General features: G+C 71.9%; 13 protein-coding genes. 10 read left to right on the forward strand and 3 right to left on the reverse strand.

Annotated elements, in window-relative coordinates; translation table 11 throughout:
• The first annotated feature begins 14 nt into the window (after window positions 1-14).
• The 10 genes from ACF1AJ_RS01900 (at window position 15) to ACF1AJ_RS01945 (ending at window position 9,596) form a co-directional block, all read left to right on the forward strand.
• Complete coding sequence (locus tag ACF1AJ_RS01900) at window positions 15-1,163, forward strand: histidinol-phosphate transaminase (protein ID WP_391505899.1); 1,149 nt, start codon at window positions 15-17, stop codon at window positions 1,161-1,163.
• Window positions 1,160-1,762 carry an imidazoleglycerol-phosphate dehydratase HisB gene (gene hisB, locus ACF1AJ_RS01905; protein WP_391505900.1) on the forward strand — a complete coding sequence of 201 codons (603 nt, stop codon included), beginning with the start codon at window positions 1,160-1,162 and terminating at the stop codon, window positions 1,760-1,762. The genes ACF1AJ_RS01900 and hisB overlap by 4 nt, the downstream gene beginning before the upstream one ends.
• Window positions 1,759-2,412: an imidazole glycerol phosphate synthase subunit HisH gene (gene hisH / locus ACF1AJ_RS01910; protein WP_309861650.1), complete on the forward strand. Its 654-nt coding sequence runs from the start codon at window positions 1,759-1,761 to the stop codon at window positions 2,410-2,412. The genes hisB and hisH overlap by 4 nt, the downstream gene beginning before the upstream one ends.
• A gap of 70 nt (window positions 2,413-2,482) precedes the next feature.
• Window positions 2,483-3,229, forward strand: coding sequence for a bifunctional 1-(5-phosphoribosyl)-5-((5-phosphoribosylamino)methylideneamino)imidazole-4-carboxamide isomerase/phosphoribosylanthranilate isomerase PriA (gene priA / locus ACF1AJ_RS01915; RefSeq protein WP_391505901.1), 747 nt, complete (start codon window positions 2,483-2,485; stop codon window positions 3,227-3,229).
• Window positions 3,213-4,091 (forward strand): SseB family protein, encoded by an 879-nt coding sequence (locus tag ACF1AJ_RS01920; RefSeq protein ID WP_391505902.1) that lies wholly within the window; start codon window positions 3,213-3,215, stop codon window positions 4,089-4,091. Before priA ends, ACF1AJ_RS01920 begins: the two co-directional genes overlap by 17 nt.
• A gap of 73 nt (window positions 4,092-4,164) precedes the next feature.
• On the forward strand, window positions 4,165-4,383 hold the full coding sequence (locus ACF1AJ_RS01925) for an SCO4848 family membrane protein (RefSeq protein WP_391505903.1): 219 nt from the start codon (window positions 4,165-4,167) through the stop codon (window positions 4,381-4,383).
• Between the two features lie 4 nt (window positions 4,384-4,387).
• Window positions 4,388-4,954 (forward strand): HhH-GPD-type base excision DNA repair protein, encoded by a 567-nt coding sequence (locus ACF1AJ_RS01930; protein WP_391505904.1) that lies wholly within the window; start codon window positions 4,388-4,390, stop codon window positions 4,952-4,954.
• A gap of 125 nt (window positions 4,955-5,079) precedes the next feature.
• On the forward strand, window positions 5,080-8,622 hold the full coding sequence (locus tag ACF1AJ_RS01935) for a TM0106 family RecB-like putative nuclease (RefSeq protein ID WP_391505905.1): 3,543 nt from the start codon (window positions 5,080-5,082) through the stop codon (window positions 8,620-8,622).
• Between the two features lie 58 nt (window positions 8,623-8,680).
• Window positions 8,681-9,085, forward strand: a complete 405-nt coding sequence (locus ACF1AJ_RS01940; RefSeq protein ID WP_391505906.1) for a helix-turn-helix transcriptional regulator — start codon at window positions 8,681-8,683, stop codon at window positions 9,083-9,085.
• An 88-nt stretch (window positions 9,086-9,173) separates the two neighbouring features.
• Complete coding sequence (locus tag ACF1AJ_RS01945; protein ID WP_018191432.1) at window positions 9,174-9,596, forward strand: VOC family protein; 423 nt, start codon at window positions 9,174-9,176, stop codon at window positions 9,594-9,596.
• Window positions 9,597-9,710: 114 nt separating this feature from the next.
• On the opposite strand, the gene ACF1AJ_RS01950 is transcribed toward ACF1AJ_RS01945, so the two are convergent.
• From ACF1AJ_RS01950 to ACF1AJ_RS01960, 3 genes are all read right to left on the reverse strand, one after another.
• Window positions 9,711-10,565 (reverse strand): sucrase ferredoxin, encoded by an 855-nt coding sequence (locus ACF1AJ_RS01950; RefSeq protein WP_391505907.1) that lies wholly within the window; start codon window positions 10,563-10,565, stop codon window positions 9,711-9,713.
• Between the two features lie 86 nt (window positions 10,566-10,651).
• Window positions 10,652-12,007 carry a cupin domain-containing protein gene (locus ACF1AJ_RS01955; RefSeq protein ID WP_391505908.1) on the reverse strand — a complete coding sequence of 452 codons (1,356 nt, stop codon included), beginning with the start codon at window positions 12,005-12,007 and terminating at the stop codon, window positions 10,652-10,654.
• The gene (locus ACF1AJ_RS01960) at window positions 12,007-12,261 is read right to left on the reverse strand and encodes a hypothetical protein (RefSeq protein ID WP_018191429.1); all 255 of its coding nucleotides are present in this window, start codon (window positions 12,259-12,261) and stop codon (window positions 12,007-12,009) included. Before ACF1AJ_RS01960 ends, ACF1AJ_RS01955 begins: the two co-directional genes overlap by 1 nt.
• Window positions 12,262-12,281 lie beyond the last annotated feature (20 nt).

Below are 12,281 nucleotides of genomic sequence, written 5' to 3' on the forward strand. Positions count from 1 at the left end.
GCTACGATTGAGGGGTGACTTCTCTTTCTGAGCTGCCCATCCGGGACGACCTGCGCGGTCGGTCTCCGTACGGCGCTCCGCAGCGTCCGGTGCCCGTCGCGCTCAACGTGAACGAGAACACACATCCCGTTCCGGACGATGTGGCCTCCGACATCGTGGCCCGCGTCGCCGCCGCAGTCGGTGGAGTGAACCGCTATCCCGACCGCGAGTTCACCGAGCTTCGTGCGGCGTTCGCCCGCTACCTCGGCCACGGTCTCGCGCCGGAGAACATCTGGGCGGCGAACGGGTCCAACGAGGTGCTCCAGCACATCCTGCAGGCCTTCGGCGGCCCGGGCAGGACGCTGCTCGGCTACACGCCCACCTACTCGATGTACCCCCTGCTCGCCTCGGGCACCGGGACCGCCTACGTCGCCGCCGCCCGCGACGCCGATTACGAGCTGACCCCGGAGACGGCCGTCGCCGAGCTCCGGCGGCACAACCCGGATATCGTCATCCTCTGCTCGCCGAACAACCCGACCGGCACGCCCCTCGGTCTCGACACCATCGAGGCCGTCTACGACGCCACCGACGGGATCGTCGTCGTCGACGAGGCGTACGCGGAGTTCATGCCGGAGGGCGAGCCATCCGCCCTGACTCTGCTCCCCGGGCGACCGCGCCTACTGATATCGCGCACGATGAGCAAGGCGTTCGCCTTCGCCGGCGCGCGCGTCGGCTACCTCGCCGCCGACCCCGCCGTCGTCGATGCGCTCCGGCTGGTACGCCTCCCGTACCACCTGTCCGCCCTGACCCAGGCTGCCGCGCTCGGCGCGCTCGCCCACTCCGACGAGATGCTAGCGACGGTCGGCGACATCCGCCGCCAGCGCGACCGGCTGGAGACCGAGCTCGCACGCCTCGGCTACACGCCCCACCGCAGCGGCAGCAACTTCGTTCTCTTCGGCGGGGTGGACGACCCGCACGCGACGTTCGAGGCGCTGGCCGACCGCGGCATCCTCATCCGGGATGTCGGAATCCCGCACCACCTGCGCGTCACCGCGGGAACCGAGGCCGAGACGACCGCCTTCCTGGAGGCGCTGGCCGCGCTCGGCCGGCCCACCCCGGAGGATGCAGGCGCCGACGAGGCCCCCGACAGGGCTCAGAGCGCCCCGGTAGACTCGGACGCATGACGAATCGCGCCGCCACGGTCACGCGGGAGACGAGCGAGTCGAGCATCGAGCTGAGCCTCGATCTCGACGGCACCGGTGAATCCGACATCCAGACGAGCGTCCCCTTCTACGACCATCTGCTGACCGCGTTCGCCAAGCACTCGCTCACCGACCTGCGGATCCGCGCGACCGGTGACACCGACATCGACGTCCACCACACAGTGGAGGACATCGGCATCGTCCTCGGGCAGGCGATCCTGGAGGCGCTCGGCGACAAGTCGGGCATCTCCCGCTACGGCGACGCCCTGGTGCCGCTCGACGAAGCGTTGGTGCAGGCGGTCGTGGACATCTCCGGTCGCCCGTACCTCGTGCACACCGGCGAGCCCGCCGGTTTCGAGCTGCACCTCATCGGCGGCCACTTCACCGGTTCGATGGTCCGTCACGTCTTCGAGGCGATCTCGTTCAGCGCGCGCCTCACCACGCACATCACGGTCGTCGGCGGTCGCGACCCGCACCACATCGCAGAGGCCGAGTTCAAGGCGTTCGCGCGCGCGTTCCGCCAGGCGAAGGCGCTCGACCCGCTGATCAGCGGCATCCCCTCGACCAAGGGCGCGCTGTGACCGTGGCACGCACTCCCGGCAGCGCCCCGCAGGTCGTCGTCTTCGACTACGGGACGGGCAACGTCCACTCGGCCGTCAAGGCGCTCGAGGCCGCGGGGGCCGAGGTCGAGCTGACCGGCGATCGCAAGCGTGCGCTCGAGGCGGACGGCCTGCTGGTGCCCGGCGTCGGCGCGTTCACCGCCGTCGCCGAGGCGCTGAAAGCGTCGCACGGAGACGAGGTCGTCGACCGGCGCCTCGCGGGCGGCCGACCGGTGCTGGGTATCTGCGTCGGCATGCAGGTCATGTTCGAGCGTGGCGTCGAGAACGGCGTCGAGACCGAGGGGCTGGGGGAGTGGCCGGGGACGGTCGACCTCATCCGCGCCGACGTCGTGCCGCACATGGGCTGGAACACGGTGCGCGCGCCTGAGGACTCCACGCTGTTCGCCGGCCTGCAGGACGAGCGCTTCTACTTCGTCCACTCGTACGCCGCGCAGGACTGGACCCTGGAGGCGTCGGGCCCGTTCCCCAAGCCGAAGGTGACGTGGGCCGATCACGGCTCCCCGTTCGTCGCGGCGGTCGAGAACGGCCCGCTGAGCGCCACGCAGTTCCACCCGGAGAAGTCCGGCCGCGCGGGCATCCAGCTGCTCCGCAACTGGATCGGCTCGCTGTAGCCGCCGCCCGTCCGGCCTTCACCGGCTCTGGCCCCACCCGTCCGCGCCGCGGACCGACACGAGGAAACACATGACCGACTTCATCAGCACGCCCCGGCTCGTCCTCCTGCCCGCGGTGGATGTGGCCGACGGCAAGGCGGTGCGCCTCACCCAGGGCGAGGCCGGCAGCGAGACGAGCTACGGCGACCCGGTCGATGCCGCGGCCGAGTGGAAGGCGGCGGGCGCCGAGTGGATCCACCTGGTCGACCTCGACGCCGCATTCGGCCGCGGGGAGAACCGGTCCCTGCTCAAGAGGGTCATCCACGAGGTCGACGGCGTGAGCATCGAGCTCTCGGGCGGCATCCGCGACGACGCTTCGCTCGAGCACGCCCTCGAAGCGGGCGCGACCCGCGTCAACCTCGGTACGGCCGCCCTCGAGAACCCGGAGTGGGCCGCCAGCGCGATCAGCCGGTTCGGTGAGGCGATCGCCGTCGGACTGGATGTGCGCGGTACCACCCTCGCCGCCCGTGGCTGGACCCGCGAGGGCGGTGACCTGTGGGAGGTCCTCGACCGCCTGGAGGACGCCGGCTGCGCCCGCTATGTCGTCACCGACGTGACCAAGGACGGCACTCTCCGCGGGCCGAACCTGGACCTCCTGCGCCAGGTACTGGATCGCACTGAGCGGCCGGTCGTCGCCTCCGGCGGCATCTCCAACCTCGACGACATCGCCGCACTGCGCGACCTGGTGCCGCTGGGGCTCGAGGGCGCCATCGTCGGGAAGGCGCTGTACGCCGGCGCGTTCACGCTGCCCGAGGCGCTGGATGTCGCGGGACGCTGACGACGAGACGGGCGCCGTTCCGGAGGGCGCGGCGCATGCGCAGGGAGTGACCCCGGCGGGCCGACCCAGCGCCGAGGGCGCCGCGCGGCTGGCCGGGTTCGCCGCATCCCTCGCCGACTCCGCGGGTCAGCCGTGGCAGGGCCGCGAATTCGACGACAATCCGTTCGGCGACGACGACGGCTCGGCGCCGCCCGCGCTGCTCGGCGCGCTCGCCGCGTTCCGCGCCGGCGAGACCGGAGCGGAGACCGTGGTGGATGCGCTGCGCGATGTGCGCCTGCTCGTCCCGCTGATGGCGGACCTCGGCGACGAGGGCACGAACGACGCGGGGATGCGCGTCGACAAGACGCAGGAGCTGTCCATTGTGACGGTGGCGGGGCCGGACGGACGCACCGTCCAGCCCGTGTTCTCGTCGGTGACGGCGTTGCAGGCCTGGAACCCGTCCGCGCGTCCCGTCCCGGTGGACAGCCGTCGGGCCGCGCTCGCCGCCGCAGCGGAGGGCACCGAGCTCATCGTCCTCGACCCGACGTCGGAGACCGAGTTCGTGCTGCGGCGACCCGCCGTGTGGGCGGTCGCGCAGGGCACGCCGTGGCTGCCGAGCGATCGCGACGCGGAGGTGCACGAGGCGTTCCAGCGGTCCATCGCCTCCGAGCTCGGCGTGCATGACGTCGCCCTGCTGGCGGGCGACCCCGGCAACCGACTGGCGGGTGAGGAGCTCGTGGTGCGCCTCTCCCTCGCGGCGGGCCTGACGCGCGAGGAGCTGGACGCCATCCTCTCGCGGCTGGCGCAGCGCTGGGCGGCGGACGACGTGATCGCCACGCGCGTCGACTCGCTGCGCGTGCAGCTCGTCGCGTCCGGTGACTGAGGCCGCGGTGACTGAGGCTGCGGTGACTGAGGCCGCGGAAGCCGTGCAGCCGGCCGCTTAGGCTGGAGGCACCATGACCGTCTTCGCCGCCATCGTGCTGTTCCTCAACGGCCTGTTCAATGTCTTCGCCTGGCCGCGGTTCTTCACCCGGGTCCGCAAGGATGCGCGGGCTCGGGATGCGGCGGGCCGCGCCACGCCGTTCCTCATCGTGCACGGTGTGCTGCTGGGAGTGGCGCTGCTCCTGGCCGCGCTGTCGGCTGTGGCGGGCGTGCTGCTCCTGGTGGCAGGCTGAGCGCATGGCTCTCAACATCACCGGCGACCCCGAGGCCGACGCGCTGCTCGATCAGTCGCCTTTCGCCCTGCTCACCGGGATGCTGCTCGACCAGCAGATCCCGATGGAGACCGCCTTCGCCGGTCCGGCGAAGCTGCGCGACCGGCTCGGCTCGCTCGATCCGGCGACGGTCGCCGCGCTCGATCCCGACAAGCTGGCGGAGGTCATGAAGCAGACGCCGGCCGTGCACCGCTTCCCCGGGTCGATGGCAGCGCGGGTGCAGGCGCTGGCGGCCGCGATCGTGAGCGACTGGGGCGGCGACACCGCAGCCATCTGGACGCAGGGAGAGCCGGACGGCGCGGAAGTGCTGCGCCGCCTCAAGGCGCTGCCGGGCTTCGGCGAGCAGAAGGCGAAGATCTTCCTCGCCCTCCTGGGCAAGCAGAAGGGACTGACCGCCGCCGGCTGGCAGCAGGCTGCCGGCGACTACGGCAGTGAGGGCTACCGCTCGGTGGCCGACATCGTCGACGCCGATTCGCTCGCCCGCGTGCGCGAGCACAAGCGGGCGATGAAGGCGGCCGCGAAGGGAAAGTGACCACAGGAAGCGGCTTTCGGCGCCCAGCCGGCCGCCCGTGTGGAAAACCCGCTGCTGTCGGTGGTCGCCGGTAGTCTCGCAAAGCGGGTGGCGCTACGGCCGCCCCGAAGCGAAGGGAGGTCGCCGTGTTCCTGCTCGACGGGATCATCGTCACGAGCGCCAGCGACCTCACCGAGGCGTCCAAGTGCGAGTTCGCCTTCCTGCGCACCCTCGATGTGAAGCTCGGACGGCTCGAGAAGACCGAAGAGGTCGAAGATCCGATGTACGTGCGCTCCTCGCGCATGGGCGACGAGCACGAACACCGCATCCTGGAGCGCTACCGCGAGCGGTTCGGGAGCGGGGTGGCCGAGATCGAGCGGCCGGAGCAGCTGACGGCGGAGTCGCTCGCCGACGCGGTCCGTCGCACGTCCGACGCGTTCGAGCGGGGAGCGGAGGTCGTCTTCCAGGCGACGTTCTTCGACGGGTCGTTCGTCGGGTTCGCCGACTTCGTCGTGCGACTTCCCGACGGCCGCTATCGGGTGCAGGATTCCAAGCTGGCCCGCAGCGCCCGCGTGACGGCGCTGCTGCAGCTCGCCGCCTACGCGGAGCAGCTGCGGCGGATGGGTGTGGATGTCGACGACACGGTCGAACTGCTGCTCGGCGACGGCTCGGTGAGCGAGCACTCGCTGAGCGACATCGAGCCGGTGTACCGCAAGCGGCGCGCGCGGCTTCTGACCATCGTCGCGGAGCACGTGGCCGACGCCGGGCCGGTCGCCTGGGGCGACCCGCGCTTCACGGTCGACGGGCGGTGCGACACCTGCGACGCGGAGGTGCAGGCGTCGCGCGACGTGCTGCTGGTGGCGGGGATGCGCGTGACCCAGCGGGAGCACCTCCTCGCGGCGGGCATCCCCACCATCGACGCGCTCGCCGCCTCGACCGGCCCGATCGACGGCATCCCCGAAGGCACGCTCGACGGGCTGCGCGAACAGGCGCGGCTGCAGCTGCAGGCGGTGCCGGACGCTCCGCCGCCGGTGCGGGTGTTCAACGCGCCGGTTCTCGCGGTGCTGCCGCATCCCGATCCCGGCGACATCTTCTTCGACTTCGAGGGCGATCCGCTGTACACCGAGGGAGCCGGTGAACGCTGGAACCTCGACTACCTGTTCGGGCTGGTAGACCAGGACGAGCGCTTCACCGCGTTCTGGGCGCACGACTTCGCGGCGGAGCGCGTGGCGCTGGAGGCGTTCCTGGCGTTCGTCCGCGACCGCCGTGCCCAGTTCCCGGGAATGCACATCTACCACTACGCGGCCTACGAGCAGACGCACCTGCTCGCCCTCGCCGCCCGCCACGGCGTCGGCGAGGAGCAGGTCGACGGCCTGCTGCGCGACAATGTGATGGTCGACCTGTATCCGCTGGTGCGGAAGGCCGTCCGGGTCGGGTCGCGCTCGTACTCGATCAAGAAGCTCGAGCCGCTCTACATGGGCGACGAGCTCCGCGAGAGCGACGTGACCACCGGCGCCGACTCGATCACCGAGTACGCCAACGCGCGCGACCTGATCGCCCTCGGCCGCCTGGATGAGGCCCAGCCACTGCTCGACGACATCGGCGACTACAACCGGTACGACTGCGTCTCCACCTTGCGCCTGCGCGACTGGCTGATCGCCCGCGCGACCGAGAACGGCATCCCGATCGGCGCAGCTCCGATGGAGGAGACGGAGGCCGCACCCGAGGCCTCGCCGCTGCGCGCCGGGCTGTTGGCGTTCGCCGGCGATCCGCTCGACCCGCATCGCGATGCCGATCGCCGGGCGATGGCGCTCGCCGCTGCGGCGATCGACTTCCACCGGCGGGAGCAGAAGAGCTTCTGGCAGTCGCACTTCTCGCGGTTGATCCAACCGATCGAGGAGTGGGGCGAGACGCGTGATGTGCTCGTGGTCGAGAGCGCGACGGTGTTGCGCGACTGGTATCTCGATGAGGGCCAGCGCGTCGAGCGGCGCGAGCTGCTGCTCACCGGCGCCTGGGGTGCGGGCAGTGCCATCCGCGTGAGCGAGCGCACCGGACCGTACCTGCTCTACGAGTACCCCGGACCCTTCCGTCAGCCGCGTGCGCAGCCCGGTGCGCGCGCCGCTCGGACGGTCGCGGTGATCGACGCGCTCGAAGACGGCTCCATCATCGTCCGGGAGACTCTGCCGCCCGAGGTGGCTCCCTACCGCGACCTGCCGAGCGCCCTCACTCCGGCCGCTCCACCGGATTCGCGGCGGCTCGGGGAGGCGATCCGCGAGTGGGGGACCGCGCTGCTGATCGCTCGGCACCATGAGACCTGGCCAGCGGATGCGACGATCGACCTGCTGCGGCGCACACCGCCACGAACCCGGTCTGGTGCCCTGGTGCCTGACCCGACGAGCAGTGGAGAGGACGAGGCGAGCGACGGCACGGGACGGCTCGACGCGGTCGTCGCGAGCCTGCTCGATCTGGACCGATCGTATCTGGCGGTCCAGGGGCCTCCCGGTACGGGGAAGTCGTATCTGGGCGCGCATGTCATCGCGCGGCTGGTGGCCGAGCACGGCTGGAAGGTCGGAGTCGTCGCGCAATCGCACGCGGTCGTCGAGAACCTTCTTGACCGGGTGGTGGCCGCAGGCCTCGAGCCGGAACAGGTCGGCAAGGTGCCCAGCGGGGGCGCGAAGCCGGATCAGGCGGAGGCCGAGGACGCGGCGGGGGAGTCGGCTGTCCGATTCACGCCGCTCTCGGCGAACGGGCATCTAGAGTTCGCCGGCATCAATGAGGAGCGCGGTTTCGTGCTGGGCGGGACCGCGTGGGACTTCGCGAACGCCGGCCGCGTCCCGCGGGGCAGCCTGGATCTGCTGGTGGTTGACGAAGCCGGTCAGTTCTCGCTGGCATCCACCATCGCCGTGGGTGTCGCGGCGAAGAACCTCCTCCTGCTCGGCGATCCGCAGCAGCTGCCGCAGGTGAGCCAGGGGCGGCATCCCGAACCGGTCGACGGGTCCGCGCTGGGCTGGGTGAGCGACGGCCACGACGTGCTGCCGCCGGAGTACGGGTACTTCCTCGCCGAGACACGGCGCATGCACCCCGCGCTCGCAGCTGCGGTGTCGCGGCTGTCGTACGAGGGCAAGCTGCGGGCTCACGAGTGCGCGTCGGAACGCGAGCTGGGCGGCGTGGAGCCGGGCGTGCATCCCGTGCCGGTGCTGCACGTCGGCAATTCCACCGCCTCGCCCGAGGAGGCGGAGACCGTCGTCGCCCTCGTCGACGACCTCCTCGGCCGATCGTGGAGCGACCCGGCCGCTGGGCGCGACGATGTTCCCCTCGCGGAGGACGACATCATCGTCGTGACGCCGTACAACGCCCAGCTCGCCGAGGTACGTGCCCTTCTCGATGCGGCGGGTCATCGCGGGGTGCGGGTGGGCACCGTCGACAAATTCCAGGGTCAGGAGGCTGCCGTCGCCATCGTCAGCCTCGCCGCGTCGTCCGCGGTCGACGTGCCGCGCGGCGTGTCCTTCCTGCTCATGAAGAACCGGCTCAACGTCGCCATCTCGCGTGCGAAGTGGGCGGCATACCTCGTCCACTCGCCCGAGTTGACCGAGTTCCTCCCGACGACACCGGCCGGGGTGGGGGAGCTCAGCGCGTTCATCCGGCTGGTCGAAGGATCGGAGCGCACGGCCGCGCTGCCGGTCGGCTGACACCGGCGCCACGACAGCGGCCCTGCCGCCGCGAGACGCGTGCTGTTACGCTCATCCCGTGTCACCGGAGGAGCTGCAGACGCTCGCGCACCTGCGCCGGGCCAGGGACCTCATCGACCGCGACTACGCGAAGCCGCTCGACGTCCCGACCATGGCCGCGCGCGCCTATATGTCGCCCGCGCACTTCTCCCGCCAGTTCCGGGCCGCGTACGGCGAGACGCCCTACAGCTACCTGATGACCCGGCGGATCGAGCGCGCGATGGCCCTGCTCCGCGCCGGGATGTCGGTCACCGATGCGTGCATGGCGATCGGCTGTACGTCGCTCGGGTCGTTCAGCTCCAAGTTCACCGAGATCGTCGGGATGACGCCGACCGAGTATCGCACCCGCGAGCATGAGGCCGTGCGGGCGATGCCGGACTGCATCGCCAAGCAGCGCACCCGGCCCGTCCGGGCGCGGGCCTGAACCCGTCCACAGACCGCCCGCGCGTGCAGTTATCCACCTGAGCAGTTTTGGAGAAGCGCGCTCGATCCGGCGTTCCTAGAGTCGACTCATGACCGTTTCACTCCAGTACTCGCAGATCACCGTCCTCGACCCGGAGGAGTCGCTCGCGTTCTACCGCGACGCCCTCGGCCTCGACGTCATCCAGGACGTCACCTCCGGCGACCACCGCTGGGTCACCCTCGGGGTGGCCGGCGACGACGGCGCGGCCGTCGTGCTCAGCGACCCGCACGCGGGCCGTTCCCAGGCCGACGGCGACGCGCTCGCGCAGCTCGTCGTCAAGGGCTCCCTGAGCCCGATCGTCTTCCGCACCGACGACCTCGACACCGCCTTCGAGCGGGTGCGCGCATCGGGCGCGGAGGTGCTCCAGGAGCCGATCGACCAGCCGTGGGGTCCCCGCGACTGCGCCTTCCGCGACCCGTCCGGCAACATGGTGCGCATCCTCCAGTCGACGCCCGCGACGCAGAACGCCTGAGCCGGAGGCCGGCGTGCGCGGCCGCTCGCCGCGCATGCCGGTCGCCCGTGCCGGCCGCGTGCGTCGGTGGATTGCGCTGGTCGCTGAGGCGGGCCACGCTCGCGGCCGCCCGCGTCAGGCGCGGTCGACAGACACCGGGACGAACTCCCGGACCGGATGCGCGATCGTCGCAGCGCACGTGCTCAACAGGGGCTCGGAGAGCCGCTCGCCCACCTCCACGGTGAGGCGATCGCGGCCGTAAGCGAGTTCCACCGTCCAGCCGTGGGGATGCGGACGCTCCTCCAGCGGCCGGAACGCACCCACGCGGTCGTCCTCGGTGTCGGCGCGGGCGAACGCCTCCGCCGCCTGGGCGACGGTGCTGCGGCTGGTGCGTCCGCGCAGCAGCTCCGGCACCACGCGGCCCTCCGCGTGACGCTCCACGATGCGCGACGCGTCCTCGGCGCCGACCCGACCGTAGAGGAGGCCCTCGGGGAACACGATCATCGTCGCGGCGAACCGGTCGCCGCCCAGATGGGAGCACTCCCACGTCAGCTCGGGATGCTCGGCGGCCAGCGTCTCCACGACGGGGCGACCCCGTACGGCGCAGCACTGGTCGTGGCGGGCGTGCGCGCACACCGCGTAGATCGGTGCGTCGCTCGACTCTCCGGCGCTCCCGTCGAGCGGGATCGCCAGGAGCTCAGCAGGGTCGTCGACGCGACCCCAGCGGATGCTCTCCCGGCCGGGACGGGAGTCCACCAGCGCCCAGCGCCACGAGGTCTGGTCGCGGCGGACCGGCGCACGCAACCGCGTGCGCCGGATCGCCAGCGGACGGATGCCCGCCTCCTCGGCCCGCGCGACGATCCGGGCGCCGAGCGCCGGATCGAGCGCGGAGTCGAAGAACGCGTGGCGCCCCCACCCGCTCTCGATCTCGACCAGCAGCCAGCGCTCGCCGAAGCCGGCCGTTCCGGCGAGCGGGTCGTGGCGTTCCAACGCGCGATCGCTGCAGGGCAGCCACCCGGGAGCGCCGTGCCCGGCGGCTGTGGGCGCCGGTCCCGCGAGATCCGGCGGAAGGCCGGTCACGTCGCCGTCGCGGTCCCGAAGTCGGCGGTCGCGCTCCGCTCACCGTCGCTCGAGACACCCGCTTCGTCGGCGGGGTCCACGTCAGGGAAGCCGGCGTCGACCGGGTCGGAGACCGGAATGACGATCCCCTCACGCAGCAGCCTCCGCGCCACGACGACGGCCGAGCGCTCGTCGAGCGGCAGCTCGCCCACGGCGACCGGAGACCCGTCCAGCAGACGTTCGACCGCTTTTCGCGCGGCGATGGGCAGTGCGACCGTCTTGGTCGCGAGCCGCACGGTCACCGTCTCCACCTCCACTGTCACGTCGACGCCGAGACCGGGCCGTGCCGCGACCACGCTGTCGACCGACAGGTCGTCGGCGACGGCGATCGTCGCCAGCGGCCGGACGGGCGCGGGCGGGGTGTCCGATCGCTGGCGTCGGCGCAGACGCTCCGTCACCGCGGCGGTGACCGCGGACCGGGCGGACGGGTCGCTGAGCGCCTCGATGAGCGCATCCACCGTCTCCTCGACGAGGGGCGCGACCGCGTCAGGGTCCGACGGGTCGAACCCGAGCGGAAGCGAGCTGCGCAGTGCGGCAGCGTCCGCCGCTCGGGAGACGGCCTCACGCACCACGTCGTGACGGGTGTACGCGGCGACCCCGATGGTCAGGTGCACCGAGACGCCGCCGAGCGCCTCGGCCGAGTGGATCCATCCGCGCGGCAGATAGAGCACGTCGCCAGGGCGGAAGGTCTCGTCGATCGCCGGAGCCTCCTGGGCGCGGGCGGCGACGGCGTCGCGATGGTCGCTCCACGGCTGGTCGCGCAGCGGGTCGACATGCACCGGCTCGTGGATGCGCCAGTGCTTCTCGCCGGCGATCTGCAGCACGAACACGTCGTGCACGTCGTAGTGCGGATCGAAGCCGCGGGAGGACGCGGGCGTGATGTACGCATTCACCTGGGCGGGATGCCCGAGCTCGGTGGCGAGACGTCGCGCGAACTCCTGGATGGGCGGCCAGGTGCGGTGCAGCCCCTGGAGCACGAGGGTCGCGCCGTTCGCGAACTCGGCCAGCACCTTCGCGGAGTCGAGCTGGTCGCCGACTTCCGCACCGAAGCCGCCCGGTCCGGTGAAGCGTGACGGCGGGAGGACGGAGCCCTCCTTCGCCATGCGGACGAACGGCGTGCGGATCGCGCGCGACGAGACCAGCTCATCCACGGCGTCCATGCTGAAGAGGTCGGAGAAGTCCTCCGGGAGCGCGGCCGTCCGGGTGAACAGCGGCTTCCGGCCCCAGTGATCGGCCGCGAACTCCTCGCGCGTGATCGGCACGCAACGCGAAAGCGCGGGCCGGTCGCCCGGCCCGCGCTCGTGGGTCGTCATCAAGCGGACCCGTCGGCTCCGCCGTCGTGGCCGCCGGGGTTCGCTCCGCCGTCGGCCGGGCCTTCGCCTGCGGCCGAGCCGTCGGCTCCGCCGTCGTGGCCGCCCGGGTTCGCTCCGCCGTCGGCCGGGCCTTCGCCTGCGGCCGAGCCGTCGGCTCCGCCGTCGTGGCCGCCCGGGTTCGCTCCGCCGTCCGCGGGGCCTTCGCCGCCGCCGACCGCGTCGGTGCTGATGTCGTCGTCGTTGATGTCGCTCATTCCGTCTCCAGTCCGTCTGC

Source organism: Leifsonia sp. NPDC014704 (assembly GCF_043083605.1).
Classification (GTDB): domain Bacteria; phylum Actinomycetota; class Actinomycetes; order Actinomycetales; family Microbacteriaceae; genus Leifsonia.

Bases quoted from the DNA above. Each gene is read 5' to 3' on its own strand.
- hisB (WP_391505900.1), top strand. From the start codon at position 1,160: ATGACGAATCGCGCCGCCACGGTCACGCGGGAGACGAGCGAGTCGAGC.
- priA (WP_391505901.1), top strand. From the start codon at position 2,483: ATGACCGACTTCATCAGCACGCCCCGGCTCGTCCTCCTGCCCGCGGTG.
- ACF1AJ_RS01920 (WP_391505902.1), top strand. From the start codon at position 3,213: ATGTCGCGGGACGCTGACGACGAGACGGGCGCCGTTCCGGAGGGCGCG.
- ACF1AJ_RS01925 (WP_391505903.1), top strand. From the start codon at position 4,165: ATGACCGTCTTCGCCGCCATCGTGCTGTTCCTCAACGGCCTGTTCAAT.
- ACF1AJ_RS01930 (WP_391505904.1), top strand. From the start codon at position 4,388: ATGGCTCTCAACATCACCGGCGACCCCGAGGCCGACGCGCTGCTCGAT.
- ACF1AJ_RS01945 (WP_018191432.1), top strand. From the start codon at position 9,174: ATGACCGTTTCACTCCAGTACTCGCAGATCACCGTCCTCGACCCGGAG.
- ACF1AJ_RS01955 (WP_391505908.1), bottom strand. From the start codon at position 12,007: ATGACGACCCACGAGCGCGGGCCGGGCGACCGGCCCGCGCTTTCGCGT.
- ACF1AJ_RS01960 (WP_018191429.1), bottom strand. From the start codon at position 12,261: ATGAGCGACATCAACGACGACGACATCAGCACCGACGCGGTCGGCGGC.